The sequence below is a fragment of the Planktothrix sp. PCC 11201 genome (assembly GCF_900009135.1).
Lineage (GTDB): Bacteria > Cyanobacteriota > Cyanobacteriia > Cyanobacteriales > Microcoleaceae > Planktothrix.
The window spans coordinates 670017-683762 of record NZ_LT797688.1; the positions used below are offsets into that span (position 1 = coordinate 670017).

A 13746-nucleotide genomic window follows, 5' to 3' on the forward strand; every position below is an offset into this window, starting at 1 on the left:
TATTACCAGATTATTATAAGTTTATCAATGGTTACATTTGGTGTAAAAATAGACATACTGTAAAAATTCAAGATCATACAATGGCAGATATTGTTGATATTGCTGTAAGTGCGGGTTCATTTACAACCCTGGTAGCCGCTGTTCAAGCCGCAGGTTTAGTGGAAGCCTTAAAAAGTCCTGGCCCTTTTACTGTGTTTGCACCCAATGACGAAGCGTTTGCAAAACTTCCCCCTGGAACAGTACAAACCTTAGTTCAAAATCCACCGCAGTTGGCTAGAATTCTAAAATTTCATGTCATTTCGGGTAAACTAACAAAAGCCGATTTAGAAAAATTAGGTTCTGTTACTTCCTTGGAAGGTTCACCCATTCCCATTAACTGTTCCGATGGTTTTGAAGTCAAAAATGCCACGGTACTTGCTCCCGATATTGAAGCGGATAATGGCATTATTCATGTCATTGATACCGTGATTTTAATGGGTTAATTGATTAGGAAAAATAACCCGTAGGGGCGAGGTCTCCTCGCCCAAAACATGGGTATTAAATTAATCTAAAAATCTCTATCAAGATTAATAATTATTAATCAAGGAGAATAAAAGTGGAACTCTATTTGAAAGAATTGTAGAAATTATAGATACGAAAAAACCAGAGTATTTTTTATTAGAGAATGTCAAACGTATTTTAACCATGGAACAGGGACACCATTTTAAAGTTATTTTAAATGCTTTAGCGTCTCTTAACTATTTGATTGAATGGCGAATTATTAGTCCGATTAATTTTGGTATTCCTCAAAACCGTGAGCGGATTTTTATTTTTGGAACTCGTTGTAAATCTGATTTTAACCCTATCAGTTTAGAAGATAATCAAGAGGGAGGTGCAAGGTTAGGGTATACTATTTTTGGTATTAATGGAGTTGCTTCTACTATTTAACGATTTCTAATGCCTTACAATGGCGATTACAATACACAAGAATCATCGACCAAGCCACTTTAGGAATCGAGGGTGTAGAAAATTTAATGGGATAAACATTAAACAACTAATCCTACACCCTACATCCAATTTAACGATAATCAGAGTTTTGAATATCTCTTAATCGTGCTTCAGGGCGTTTAAACCGATCTAATTGAGCTTCAAAAAATTGCCGATTTGCGATCAAATGTTTAGGATTTTGATCATCTAAAGGATACAGTAAAGCCGTGCGTAACGCTTGAATTACCGCAGAAGTTACACAATACATTGACCGTTGGAAAGTATTCGCCAACTGAATCAACATATCATCCTCACCTCGGCAATGTTTTTGATAATATTCGACTAAATAAGGCGGCAAGAAATGTAACATATCTTGCATTAATAATGTAGGAGGAATTCCCGCTGTCCCAACGGGAAAAATATCAGCATAAAGAATCCCATAATGGAAGTCATTTTGATCATCAGGAACTTGTTTCGCTTGAGCATTATAAGATTTGGTTCCTCGGAAGGGAGATGTCCGATAAAACACCGCTTCAACGTAGGGTAATGCCGCCTCATATAACCACATAAACCCTTTAGATTTAGGGATAATTTCATAGCATTTCCCATCAATATAAACATGATGATAAATAGGTCGTCCAGCAATGGCAAAAATCCCATTAACCAGAAAATTCATCGCTTCAGGAACACTAGTAATTTTGCCTTCATCATAAAGATCACTCATTTCAAAAAATACTGGCGCCATCACTTCCCAGAATAATCCTAAATTACTATAATAGGACATCATTTTGACCTGTTCTAAGAATAAATCCGGGAATAGGTTATATAATCCCATCATCATTGGATTTTTCTTAAAATAGGCTTTAATGGCTTTATCGGCATTAGCTTTATATTCATCGGTATCTAAATAGGGATCAAATTGTCCTCCCATATCTCGATGCCAAAACATTGCTTGCATACAAGCTTCGGCAAATTCCATATTAACTCGATCATGCCATAAATGATGTAATAATTTTGGCATTTTTACAGTTTCACCCTTTTCTATAAAGGCTAATAATTCCGGGTGTGCTGTTGCTTCTCCTCGCCAAATTCTTAAATCGGCATCATCGCCTGCATAATGATTATGCAAGTCTAAATATTCTTGAGGAATGAAGTATTTTAAAAAGGGTAAGGGATTTAAAAACACTTGTTCTGCAATATAAAGTAAATCCCGCCAATAGAAATCCATTGGTACTGCATAAGCTTTATAAATCCCGATAATTTGCATTAGGTTTTCTGGGGTATCGGGTAACATTGCACCCCCAGCCTCTAAGCGTTGAATAATCTCGGAAAATTCATGGGTTGAGGGGGGTAATTTTGTTTGAGATAAAGTTGCAGTTGTCATGATTTTTCCTGGTTTTAATTGTTGTTAAAAATTGGGATAAATAGGGCGGGTCTAGTTAGGTTAATGGTGGGTTCAGAAAGATTGATTTGAACCCGACCTAGGGGTTTATTGTTTAATGGCGATTTGGGTAGGAACAGATTGATTTAAGGCAATAACCATGGCTTGGGCGGTGGGTTCCATCCATCGAAATAACCAAGTAGGTTGTATCCCGAGAATGAAAATGAACGCGGCTAAAATTAATGCGGGAGCTTGTTCTGAGAAGGTAACTTTCGGGTAATAAGCTAATTTATTATCCAGTTTACCAAAACAAGTTCGGTTGAGGAGAATCACAAAATAAACAGCCGTTAAACCGGAGGCAATAATACACAATAAACTATGAATTGGGAAGACAGAAAATGTTCCTTGAAAGACGGGAAACTCGGCGACAAATCCCACTAAACCAGGGATACCAGCACTCGCCATTCCTGCCATAATTAATAAAGCACTAGTTAGGGGTAAACCGCGAATGGGATTCATTAAACCATTTAGAATATTTAAGTCCCTGGTTCCGACTTTTTCTTCTACAATTCCAACTAATTGAAACAGAATTGCCAAGATTAAACCGTGGGCTACCATTTGAGCAATTGCCCCAATTAAGCTTAATTCATTCGCCGCCGCCGCCGCTACTAAAATATAACCCATGTGACCAATAGAACTATAGGCTACCATGCGTTTAATATCCTGTTGAGCAATAGCAGTTAAGGCTCCATATAACACACTAATTACCCCAATTGTTGCCAGGGTAGGGCTAATAACTTGCCAAGCATCAGGAAACAGTTGTAAACCAAAACGAATCAAACCATAAGCTCCTAATTTAGCTAAAATTCCTCCTAATAAAATTGTCACGGGGGGAGAAGATTCGACATAGGCATCGGGTAACCAAGTGTGCAGGGGAACTAGGGGAATTTTGATCCCAAATCCTAATAGTAAAATGGTGAGCAAAATTAACTGAGTTGTTAATTCAAAGTTCTGGGTTTGAATGGCAGAATAATCAAAACTTCCGGCATCACTTAGCCACGCCATGCCTAAAAATCCGGCTAAAATTAGAATCCCAGAAAGGGCAGTATAAATCAGAAATTTCATCCCTGCATAGGCACGTTTTTCACCACCCCAAATGCTAATTAAAAGATAAATGGGGATTAATTCTAATTCATAGAATAAAACAAACAGGAGTAAGTTTTGAGATAAAAAGGCTCCAGCAATTGCCGCATTCACTAATAAAATCATGGAGTAGTAGAGGCGAGGACGCTCCAGATTTCCGTGACTGCTGGCAATGACAATAAAGGTTAAAACTCCGCTTAAAGCGATTAGAGGAAAGGATAAACCATCTATTCCTAAACTATAGGATAGTCCTAATTGGGGAATCCAAGCTAGATATTCTTGCAATTGAAAATTAGGATTGGTTAAATCAAAATCAAAGCTGAGTTTTATTGTCCAAATTAAAATCACACCTGTTATTGCTAAAGCAATGGAACGAACTTGAGAAGCCGAGAATTGTTTGGGCAAGAGTCCAATTAATAGAACTGCCAAAACTGGAATAATAATTAAAGCACTCAACATAAGTTTAGGGTGGGAGGAACAGGGATATTTAAGTTAACCAATGACTAAATTATTCAGAAATTAGCAAGTTTATCAAAGTTTTAGATGGTTTATTTGATAAACTTGCTTCAGTTAGCTTTAAGTCACAACTTTTATCATTCCGGTTTCTAAGTTATAGTAGCTTCCTACTATTTTTAATTTCCCTTCTTTAACTAGTTGGGAAATAACTGGAGAAGCCTGTAAACGACTGATGACAAATTTAACATTAGAAATGATGCTTTCTTCTAAAGTTTGATTAGGCTTTATCGCCGGTTTAATGGCATCCAAAATGCTGGAAATTTGACCCGGAACTGCATTGCCAGCAATAGTAGCTTTGACTGCGCCACAATTTTGATGTCCAATCACCATCAGGACTTTTGCTCCTAACACTAATGTTCCAAATTCAAGACTACCAATTTCTTCAGAAGTAGCAACATTTCCGGCATTTCTAACTACGAATAAATCTCCAAAACCCTGGTCAAAAATAATTTCCGCAGGCACCCGAGAATCTGCACAACTGAGAATAGCGGCAAAGGGGGCTTGTCCTTGGGCAACTTCTTGAACTCTGGTCATGGTTTGATTAGGACTTTTTCGTTTATTGTCGATAAACCGTCGGTTTCCTTCTAACAGTTGGTTTAACGCTTCATCGGGAGTAATATTGTTTTGGGCAACGGCAGGTTGAGCTTTGAACAAATTTACTTTTGTTCCTAATCCCGCAGTTAAAGCCGCAGTTCCCGCTACTCCTGCACCAAACTTTAATAAATTCCGACGGGAAATGCTTAAGTTTTGTTGAGTTGTGTTCATGATTTTTTTACATTAAGTGGATTGGAACATTCAGAAAATTAATCCTTTGGATGGATTATAGATGAAAATTGGGAACTCTTTTAAAACAAATTAAGTGTAAAAAATCCTAAAAGTAAAGTTACTCCAAAAATGATCGTCAAGGCATAAAATTGGGTTTGGCCAGAAACATTGTATTTCAAACTTTGCCCACTAAAAATCGTTGCTATTCCCACTAGGTTAACAAATCCATCCACGATATAGCGGTCAATCCAATACATAATATTAGAGATGAAGCCGACTATAAAAATAATCGTGACTCGATACAGTTTTGCTGTGTAAAAATCGTAAGCAAAGAAGTCTTGTACAGCTTGAGAGGGCAGTTTAACAGGTTTTGGCCAATTACTATTCCAATAAATCATCGCACTAAGTCCCCATCCTAAAACCGTCGAGGTGATTAATAAACCCGCAACTGTTAGATTAATTGTTTCCCATTGGGGTAATAAATTCCATTGTTTTAATAACAAAGGAATATGCAGACAAAATCCCGCTAAAATGGTCATAGGTAATACCATCGCCCATAAAACTTCCTGAGAACGGGTGGTCATTTGTTTGGGTTTTCCCGTAAAAATCAACCCAAATTCACGGGTTAAACTAAAGACGGTTAAACCATTAACTAAAAACAGGCAAAGCGCAATAGCAGGTTGAGTGTTCCAGAGGGTTTCTGCTAACTCTAATATCGTCCAAAAACCGCCAAAGGGAGGAACGGCAACTAAGGCGATAATTCCGACTAAAAAACACAATCCCGATATCGGACGTCGTGACCATAAACCGCCATATTGGGTTAAATCTTGGGTGACATTATTACTAATAATTCCCCCGGTGGTCATGACTAATAATGCCATCGGTAAGGCATAGGTAAATAGCAGAGAAAGAGCCGCTTGGGTTTGTCCGGTTCCAACGGCAATAAAGGTGATGCCCATATAGGCACTAACGGAATAGGAAAGGGCGCGTTTTATATCAATTTGAGCAATAGCAATACAACTGGCTCCCACGGAAGTTGCTAACCCAATAAATACCATAGTTGACGTTACCAAAGGAGACAAGGCTAAAACGGGCTGCACTTTGACTAATACCCAAGCTCCAGAGGCAACGACAACAGAATTGCGTAAAATTGTACTAGGAAGGGGGCCTTCCATGGCTTCATCTAACCATAAATGTAGGGGAAATTGAGCACATTTTCCTAGTGGCCCTGCCAGTAATGCTAACCCTAATAGAGTGGCAACTTTCGGGTCAAGTTGGGCAGTTTGTGACCATTGGGCTAATTCCGTAAAATTCCAAGTTCCGGCGAGGGGAAATAGGGCAACTACTCCCATTAATAGGAATAAATCTCCGACCCGTTTGGTTAAAAAGGCATCTCTAGCCCCGGTGACAACTAAGGGTTGATTAAACCATAATCCCACTAATAAATAAGTTCCTAATGTGAGGACTTCCAGAATTATGTAACTGTGGAATAGGGAATTACACAGGACTAACCCACATAACCCGGCTTCAAATAAGGCTAATAGGGAATAGAATCGCGACCAGCCCCAGTCCATTTCCATATAACCGACGGCGTAAATTTGGGCTAAAACATTTAACCCAGTAATAACTAAGGTGGCAGCAACGGTGACAACAGAGACTTCTAATGGGATATCCAAGTTGAGGTTAACGATGCTAAACCAGGGAATGATTAACTGTTGGGGAGGTTGACCCCAAATTTCAGTTAGGGCGAATAACCCATGTACAAAGGCGAATAGGGTGGTGATAATATTGACATATCCGGCTGGACGGGGGCCAGTGCGCCGAATAATAGACGGAAACCAGAGGGTAGATAACAAAGCTCCGATTAATGGGTAGCAGGGTATCCACCAAATGGTTTTTACGAAAAAATCAGTCATTGGTGCGACCTATTGATCAGTTTGCAGAAATATGAAAAATTACCTTGGGGGAAAGACATTATCCCAAGGGCTATGTAGCTTTTTGAAGTCGCGAGGAATTCAAAAAGCTACATAGACTTTTTGCTGTTGAATATAACCATACCATAGACATTAGTATATGAGTATATCCAAAAGCATATCAATATGACAGGTATATCTGATAAATGCTATAGATTTTGCTTATATTTAAGCCTTTCCTCCCCTTTTTTTTAACAATTGACATTTTCTGACCAAATAAGAAGATAATTTAGATCGTAGCTAAATTTCCAAAAAACACTGCAATCGTAACATAAATTCATGCGACAACAGGCCAACAAATCTACAATAGAGAAAGATTTAATTTATAATAGTTTGGACAAATTCTTTTAATATCTGTTCATAGCGATCGCCCGCCACTTCACTGACATCATTATGATCAGCTCCTTCCACCCAAAAAGACAATTTAGGAGTATTTACGGCTGCAAATAATCGTTGTCCGTGACTAAAAGGAATCACTTGATCAGCAGTTCCATGAATCACTAAAACTGGAGCTTTAATCAAAGGAATTTTGCTCAGATTGGGAAACTTATCAAAAGGATATAAAGGCAAGTCTATTTTAACTCGAAAGGTGCTAACAAAGGTACTTTCCAGAACCAAACCCGCCACAGGTTGACGGGAGGCTAAATCCACCGATGGCCCCCCACCCAGAGAACGGCCATAAACAATGATCTGATTCGGAGGAATTTTTAACTGTTGTGTGAGATAATTATAAGCAGCATCAATGGCTTGATAAGCACCCGGTTCTGAGGGTTTACCTGTACTGATTCCATAGCCGGGATAATCATAGGCAAAAACCGCAAATCCCATCTGACGAAGTAATTCTAAGACAACGCGAATATCTCCTAAATCTTCCGCATTGCCATGACTATAAAGAATAGTATATTTAGCTTTAGGATTCGGTAAATATAAGGCTGTGATATTTACACCTGGATCTATTTTTAGGGTTAGGAATTCTGGAGTTAGTTGATAACTAGAAGGTTGAGGAACAAAAATTAAACGTTCAGAATAGAAATATGCCCAAACCCCAACAGCGACATAGAGAATTATCAGAAAATGGATCATTCGTTTCAGGGAAAACTCGCCCATAACAAAGCGTTTGAACAAAGTCTGAGGATTCATAATAATCTTTATGAGGCAAAGCTGTTTTTATTCTGATTTTGTAGTTTAATAGATTTGGTGAACAATTAATAGAGTTAATCGATTGTGAGGAATTACCATGAACTATCCTAATGACCTCAGATATTCAGATAGCCACGAATATATCAGACTTGATGGCGAAATTGCCACCATTGGCATTACAATCTTTGCCGTGCAGCAACTCGGAGAGATCGTTTTTGTAGAACTACCGAACCAGGATACTTGGTTTGAGAAAGGGGCAGAGTATGGAACGCTTGAATCTGTGAAAGCCGTTGCAGAGTTCTATGCACCGATCAGTGGGAAAGTGATTGAATGCAATACGACCCTTGAAGATTCCCCTGAAATTATATGTGATGATCCCTATGGAGAAGGATGGTTAATCAAAGTTCAGGTTGATAACCTGAGTGATTTAGATGATGCCTTATCCGCAGAACAATATCAAGACTTAGTTCAAGGCGTTTAACAGAGGATTTTGGGTTTTAGGTGTGTTCAAAGTCTTAATTTGAAAAAGATATATGACCGATTCATCTATATCAGTTCCAGAAAATATTACCTTTGAGCAAGGTATAGAAATTACCCAACTGTTGTTAAATAAATTAGAAGAGAACTCATTACCAGAGGCTGAAATTGAAAAGGTGATCACGGAGTTAGTCAAAACTCAGAATGGAGCCAGGGGATTTTTTGTGACCTACTTAACCGATGCTCGTTCTTGTTTTGATCAGCCCATTGTTTCTATCATTCAAGCCTTAGAAACTTCGCCGGAAATTGTGTCGGATTTACTGGTTAAAAATGTGGCGATGTCCGCGGCAATGGTCGTCTATCATCATCGACACAATAACCTAGAAATGCAGGAAAGTTCACAACAGGTTGTTCAACGTTCTTCTAATTTAATTCAACAGTTGAATTTTTCTCCTTTGCGATCGCGGCTTCAACAACTATTAAACAGTGTTCAAACCGGAGCAGGAATCTATCAAGATTTCTTAGAACGTTGGGAATATGATTCAGAACAACTGGCGGCTATAGTCAAGAGTTTAGAACGTTTATTGTAGTCAGTCTAAATCAAAAAATAGGTAATAGTGATTAAACTCCACCTCTCTTTGAAGTCGGAGAGGGGAGAATAATTTTTACTTTTAAATATCCACTAGAACTAAATTTTGGAGACAAAAAAATTCCTAATTCAACAATATACTGGATTTGAATTAACTATCTATGTTTTTAACATAAAATTCATGTTTGATATTTTTTTAATTCTATAAATCTTGACAAACTAATAAAATTAAGGTAATAATTCTTCATTCAATTAAAGTTACCAAAAATCATCTTATGAATTCTCATCCCCCCCTCAAAACCCTCGGCTGTTTAGGAGATGTTACCCTAGAAGCGGATCAAGTCCGTTTAAAAGGATGGGTAACTTCAATTCAAGGTGAACCCATAGAAGGATTTAAGTTAATGATTGGGGGTCAAGAAATCACCCAATTCAAAATTGAAAAAAACCTGCCTAGTCCCGATGTTTATAAACTATTTCCCACCCTACCTAACGCTGACCAAGCTCGATTTTTAATTTATATTCCTGTAAAGGGGATTGCACCGGATAAATTTAATACTTTAGTACAATTAATTCCTTTAGTCAAGGGACAGGCAGGAGAAATTTTATTTAATTTATTAGAATCTATTCTTCCGGTTCCCGAGAAAGAAGATCGGGTTGGAGTGGGAGGAAGTTTTAAATTTGTCGCCTGTGATTTTCTCGGTCATTTTGTTAATAAAGCTCAATTAAAACCCCACGAATCTATTTTAGACGCGGGATGTGGCGTGGGTCGCATGGCCTATTCCCTCGCCTATTATTTAGATGATACTGCCCGTTATGAAGGGTTTGATATTGTTGAAAAATGGATTAAATGGAATCAATCTGTGATTCATGAACATCGACCTAACTTTAACTTTCAATGGGCGAATATTTATAATAAACGCTATAATACAGAAGGAACAATTAAAGTAGAAAACTATGATTTTCCCTATGCCGATGAACAATTTGATTTTGTTTTCTTAACTTCCGTATTTACCCATTTATATGCGAATGCGGTTCAAAATTATCTCAAAGAAGTTTATCGAGTTCTCAAGCCGGGAGGACGGTGTTTATGTACATTCTTTTTGTTAAATGAAGAATCGGAAGTTCTAATTAAGGCTGGAAAAAGTTCTCAAAATTTAATCCATGAATTTGAAGACTCATTTTTCTCAAATTTAGAAATTCCCGAAAGTGACATGGGTCATCGAGAAATATTAGTAATGCAGTGGATTGAAGCATTAGGTTTTACAGTTTCCGCCAAATATTATGGGTTATGGTGCGGACGAACTCCCGCCACTAACTACCAGGATATCTTAATCTTAAAAAAACCTAAATAACTTCGTAGTAAGCCCTTCAGGGCTTTCTTATTTATTTATTATTCTCTCAATCATCCCAATCCTTCCCATAATCCTTAACCGGATATTGCACCCAAGCATCGCGTAACCATTGGCGACCATAATCTTCAATATACCAATGAACACTGCTTTCCTCCCAATCATAGGGAGATGGAACATAATCATGTTTAACCGGATTAAAATGGAGATAATTTAAAGTTTGATAATAATGGTTATCATTGCGAATCATCCGGTCTGAAAAACTGTACCAAATCTTGCGTTTTGTCACTTGGTCTTCTAAATTCCAGTAACGAGAAGTTCGCCCATGAATAATATTAAATAAACGGCTTAATTCTGGAAATTTATCAACATAAACCAATAAATGATAATGATTAGGAAGGATAACCCAAGCCCGAATATCAAAACCTGCATTAATAAATTGTTCAAAAATTAAATTTAATAATTCTTGACGACGATGGGGTGTTGAAATATAGGGTTGGTGTTCATAACAAGCAACAGTTAATAAATAAAAAGCTTCAATCTGAATAGGATGGGGAGGTGAGTGGGGAGGAAATCCTTTGGCTAACCGTTGTTTAACCAGTTCTTTGCGTTGCTCAGGTGTAAGTTTACGATATTCATACATCATAAAAGTAGTAAGCCCTTTAGGGCTTTCTCCTGTATTTTTAGGTTGGAGAGGATTAAGCCCTGAAGGGCTTACTACCATTGTTTTAACACATGAGATCATAAAGTAGTGAGCCATTTAGGGCTTTCTCTTATATTTTTATTTGAGAGGATTAAGCCCTGAAGGGCTTACTACAGGTGGAAAGGCGAGAAAAGATTAAGGATAAATTTTCATTTGGTGTTGTGTTACCTACACCATAACAGGCTCTTTTTCGCCAACCAACAATAGGTAAATGTCCTATTGGTGCATTTAGGGTGAAATTTAGTTCTTCATAATAAAGCCAACTTTCTCCTCGTCGCCAACCAACTTGATCACAAAACTTTGGATAATCTCCTTCTAAATCATAGAAAATTTGCCATTGACTTGTTAAACTAAATAATCCCTGACTATAATATTCCCAGAGCCAGTTTAGGGTGTTTAAATCCGTACAGGAAAACTGTTCAATATCTTCTGGTCTTAACCATTTTTCAGCTTCTCTTTCGGCAATATATAAAATCAATTCCCAGGTATATTCATCGGCGGTTTTCCAATCTCCATTGGCTAATAATTCGATGAGTGAACTGTAGTCTATACTAAGTTCTGATTGGGGGAAATTTGAGTAAGATGAAGGAGTTATATTAACTAATAATTCAGGGTCAAGGGTTTCTAAGTAATGTAATATCCATTCTAACAAATTTTGTAGGTTTTGTCTTTCTAAAGTAGCTTGTTGCAGTTGATTTTCCAAGGATTCTAACCGAGGTAAAAGGTCAGCAACGGTTAATCTTTTTTTTGCTTTAGAAGGGGTTTTTTGTTGAGAAATATCGACAGTTTGGAGACGTTTCCAAGTTTGTCTTGCCCAATCTAAACATTTTTCATCCTGTTTTAAACCTTCTGGTATAGATACATGGAGTTGTAAATCCCATCCACAGACTACACAAGTTTCTGGAATCGGTTTTTGATAGTTAGAGTCACAGACTGGGCATGGAAAGCTCATCGAAAGTCGGGATTAGGGGGTTTGTTGTATGTTAACATTCCCCCATCCTCAAAACCTGATCCGCCAATTTCCTGTCATTTCCTAACAATATTGTATGATTTGAATATCGGGGTTCTCTTAAGGGAGTCTGGGGTAAGCCGGGGGAAAGAAATAATCAGTGTTATAGAGGTCAGTTGTCAAATCCCATGTTGAAACAATTTGTTAAAGGTAATCAACAGTGGATTTTACCTATTTATTGAGGAAGAATAAATGATGAGTGAGTCCGAATTAACCACTATTTTAATAATTGATAACCATTCAATTGACCTACGGATTCTATTGGATTTATTTAGTCAAAAACAGGTTAATTTATTCTGGATAAATCCAGATAAAGCTGCTGTTTCTATGGAAAAATTATCTCTAGCTGATTTGATTTTTATTGCGGTTTCTGTGCTGGGGGAGAATGAATATCTGTTGTGTCAACATTTGCAGAGTTCGGGTCTAAATATTCCAATTGTTTTGATTACAACTTCTCAAAATCAAGAGACTATCAAAACTGGGTTGAGTTTAGGAGTGATAGATTATCTATTTACTTGTTTAGAGACTGAGGAGTTTTTACTGAAATTAAACAACTATTGGAAGTTGGCTGAAAATCGAAAAGAAGTCCGGCAAAGTTTTAATCAATTAAAACAAGAATTAGAAACAGAGAGACGAGAAAATTTACAGCTTAAAAATATTAATTATCAATTAGAAATAAAGGTTGAATCCCAGCAAGAAGAATTACAAAAATCTATTATAGAATCAGAAAATAATCAAATTGCTTTAGAACAGTGTTTCAAGAAAATTAAGATTATTCAAACTCAATTAGTGAATAACGAAAAAATGTCAATTCTCGGGCAAATGTTAGCTGGAATTGCCCATGAAATTAATAATCCGGTTAATTTTATTTATGGAAATCTAGCCTATGTTCAAGAATACACTGACAATCTTTTAAAGATTTTTGAACTCTATCAACAGTATTATTCTAATCCCCATCCGGTGATTCAACAGGAGGTGGAAGCGGTAGAATTAAACTTTATTTTAGAAGATTTGCCTAAGATGTTAGAATCGATGCAGGTGGGTGCAGAACGGATTCGAGAAATTGTGCTGAGTTTACGCAATTTTGCCCGTCAGGATGGTTCTCAAATGAGAGCAACTAATCTTCATGAAGGGATTGATAGCACCTTAATGATTTTACAAAATCGGTTAAAACGAAAACAGGATCATCCGGCGATTCATGTGATTAAAGAATATAGTTCCTCTTTACCTTTAGTTGAATGTTATGGAGGCGAAATGAATCAAGTTTTTATGAATATTTTAGCCAATGCTATTGATGCGATTGAAGAAAACAATCAACAAAAAAATATTGAAGAATTGCAGGTTAATCCTGGTCACATTTTGATTAAAACCGATATTATTAATGATCATAATGTCGTGATTAAAATTAGTGATAATGCCGGGGGAATGACCGAGGAAATTTTAGCCCATCTATTTGAACCATTTTTTACCACAAAACCTGTGGGTAAGGGGACGGGGATTGGTTTATCTATCAGTAAAAATATTGTGGTTGAAAAACATAAAGGTAGTTTACAATGTATTTCTACCCCAGGGAAAGGAACAGAATTTATTATTGAAATTCCCATTACTCAGGAAATGCCGACTCAAAAACATGAGTATAAAAAACAAGTTTCTATTTTAACTCAGGGAAATTAATTGATCATCCATTTTGCATCGACTGTAGTTTTCAAACCTTCATTACATTAAAGGAATTAGA

Annotated in this window: 13 protein-coding genes; 6 read left to right on the forward strand and 7 right to left on the reverse strand. The window is 37.1% G+C overall.

Annotated features, from left to right (window positions below; all coding sequences use genetic code 11):
* The first annotated feature begins 80 nt into the window (after positions 1-80).
* Together PL11201_RS03665 and PL11201_RS03670 are read left to right on the forward strand one after the other, a co-directional pair.
* Positions 81-482 carry a fasciclin domain-containing protein gene (locus PL11201_RS03665; protein ID WP_079677237.1) on the forward strand — a complete coding sequence of 134 codons (402 nt, stop codon included), beginning with the start codon at positions 81-83 and terminating at the stop codon, positions 480-482.
* Positions 483-579: 97 nt separating this feature from the next.
* Entirely contained in the window at positions 580-927 is a 348-nt protein-coding gene (locus tag PL11201_RS03670; RefSeq protein ID WP_079677238.1) for a DNA cytosine methyltransferase, read from the forward strand.
* Between the two features lie 130 nt (positions 928-1057).
* Here the strand turns inward: PL11201_RS03670 and PL11201_RS03675 are convergent, their stop codons facing one another.
* The 5 genes from PL11201_RS03675 to PL11201_RS03695 all read right to left on the reverse strand — a co-directional run bounded on the left by PL11201_RS03675 (position 1058) and on the right by PL11201_RS03695 (position 7884).
* Positions 1058-2350: a CO2 hydration protein gene (locus PL11201_RS03675; RefSeq protein WP_079677239.1), complete on the reverse strand. Its 1293-nt coding sequence runs from the start codon at positions 2348-2350 to the stop codon at positions 1058-1060.
* A gap of 105 nt (positions 2351-2455) precedes the next feature.
* Positions 2456-3949, reverse strand: a complete 1494-nt coding sequence (locus PL11201_RS03680; RefSeq protein ID WP_079677240.1) for an NADH-quinone oxidoreductase subunit M — start codon at positions 3947-3949, stop codon at positions 2456-2458.
* A 117-nt stretch (positions 3950-4066) separates the two neighbouring features.
* On the reverse strand, positions 4067-4771 hold the full coding sequence (locus tag PL11201_RS03685) for a carbonic anhydrase (RefSeq protein WP_079677241.1): 705 nt from the start codon (positions 4769-4771) through the stop codon (positions 4067-4069).
* An 80-nt stretch (positions 4772-4851) separates the two neighbouring features.
* The gene (locus PL11201_RS03690) at positions 4852-6687 is read right to left on the reverse strand and encodes an NAD(P)H-quinone oxidoreductase subunit F (protein WP_079677242.1); all 1836 of its coding nucleotides are present in this window, start codon (positions 6685-6687) and stop codon (positions 4852-4854) included.
* Between the two features lie 375 nt (positions 6688-7062).
* On the reverse strand, positions 7063-7884 hold the full coding sequence (locus tag PL11201_RS03695; RefSeq protein ID WP_079677243.1) for an alpha/beta hydrolase: 822 nt from the start codon (positions 7882-7884) through the stop codon (positions 7063-7065).
* Between the two features lie 91 nt (positions 7885-7975).
* Between PL11201_RS03695 and gcvH the strand changes: the two genes are divergently transcribed.
* From gcvH to PL11201_RS03710, 3 genes are all read left to right on the forward strand, one after another.
* A complete protein-coding gene (gcvH, locus tag PL11201_RS03700; RefSeq protein ID WP_079677244.1) occupies positions 7976-8365 on the forward strand; it encodes a glycine cleavage system protein GcvH in 390 nt (129 codons plus the stop codon).
* A 52-nt stretch (positions 8366-8417) separates the two neighbouring features.
* On the forward strand, positions 8418-8951 hold the full coding sequence (locus tag PL11201_RS03705; RefSeq protein WP_079677245.1) for a hypothetical protein: 534 nt from the start codon (positions 8418-8420) through the stop codon (positions 8949-8951).
* A 274-nt stretch (positions 8952-9225) separates the two neighbouring features.
* Positions 9226-10302: a class I SAM-dependent methyltransferase gene (locus PL11201_RS03710; RefSeq protein ID WP_079677246.1), complete on the forward strand. Its 1077-nt coding sequence runs from the start codon at positions 9226-9228 to the stop codon at positions 10300-10302.
* Between the two features lie 46 nt (positions 10303-10348).
* On the opposite strand, the gene PL11201_RS03715 is transcribed toward PL11201_RS03710, so the two are convergent.
* Both PL11201_RS03715 and PL11201_RS03720 read right to left on the reverse strand, forming a co-directional pair.
* Positions 10349-11023 (reverse strand): REP-associated tyrosine transposase, encoded by a 675-nt coding sequence (locus tag PL11201_RS03715; protein WP_234996599.1) that lies wholly within the window; start codon positions 11021-11023, stop codon positions 10349-10351.
* A gap of 70 nt (positions 11024-11093) precedes the next feature.
* Positions 11094-11954, reverse strand: a complete 861-nt coding sequence (locus tag PL11201_RS03720; RefSeq protein WP_079677248.1) for a GUN4 domain-containing protein — start codon at positions 11952-11954, stop codon at positions 11094-11096.
* 249 nt (positions 11955-12203) lie between these two features.
* Here PL11201_RS03720 and PL11201_RS03725 point away from each other — a divergent pair, with 249 nt between their 5' ends.
* Entirely contained in the window at positions 12204-13685 is a 1482-nt protein-coding gene (locus PL11201_RS03725) for an ATP-binding protein (RefSeq protein ID WP_079677249.1), read from the forward strand.
* Positions 13686-13746 lie beyond the last annotated feature (61 nt).

Bases quoted from the DNA above. Each gene is read 5' to 3' on its own strand.
- PL11201_RS03710 (WP_079677246.1), top strand. From the start codon at position 9,226: ATGAATTCTCATCCCCCCCTCAAAACCCTCGGCTGTTTAGGAGATGTT.
- PL11201_RS03685 (WP_079677241.1), bottom strand. From the start codon at position 4,771: ATGAACACAACTCAACAAAACTTAAGCATTTCCCGTCGGAATTTATTA.
- PL11201_RS03695 (WP_079677243.1), bottom strand. From the start codon at position 7,884: ATGAATCCTCAGACTTTGTTCAAACGCTTTGTTATGGGCGAGTTTTCC.
- PL11201_RS03675 (WP_079677239.1), bottom strand. From the start codon at position 2,350: ATGACAACTGCAACTTTATCTCAAACAAAATTACCCCCCTCAACCCAT.
- PL11201_RS03705 (WP_079677245.1), top strand. From the start codon at position 8,418: ATGACCGATTCATCTATATCAGTTCCAGAAAATATTACCTTTGAGCAA.
- PL11201_RS03690 (WP_079677242.1), bottom strand. From the start codon at position 6,687: ATGACTGATTTTTTCGTAAAAACCATTTGGTGGATACCCTGCTACCCA.
- PL11201_RS03720 (WP_079677248.1), bottom strand. From the start codon at position 11,954: ATGAGCTTTCCATGCCCAGTCTGTGACTCTAACTATCAAAAACCGATT.
- PL11201_RS03680 (WP_079677240.1), bottom strand. From the start codon at position 3,949: ATGTTGAGTGCTTTAATTATTATTCCAGTTTTGGCAGTTCTATTAATT.
- PL11201_RS03715 (WP_234996599.1), bottom strand. From the start codon at position 11,023: ATGGTAGTAAGCCCTTCAGGGCTTAATCCTCTCCAACCTAAAAATACA.
- PL11201_RS03725 (WP_079677249.1), top strand. From the start codon at position 12,204: ATGATGAGTGAGTCCGAATTAACCACTATTTTAATAATTGATAACCAT.
- PL11201_RS03665 (WP_079677237.1), top strand. From the start codon at position 81: ATGGCAGATATTGTTGATATTGCTGTAAGTGCGGGTTCATTTACAACC.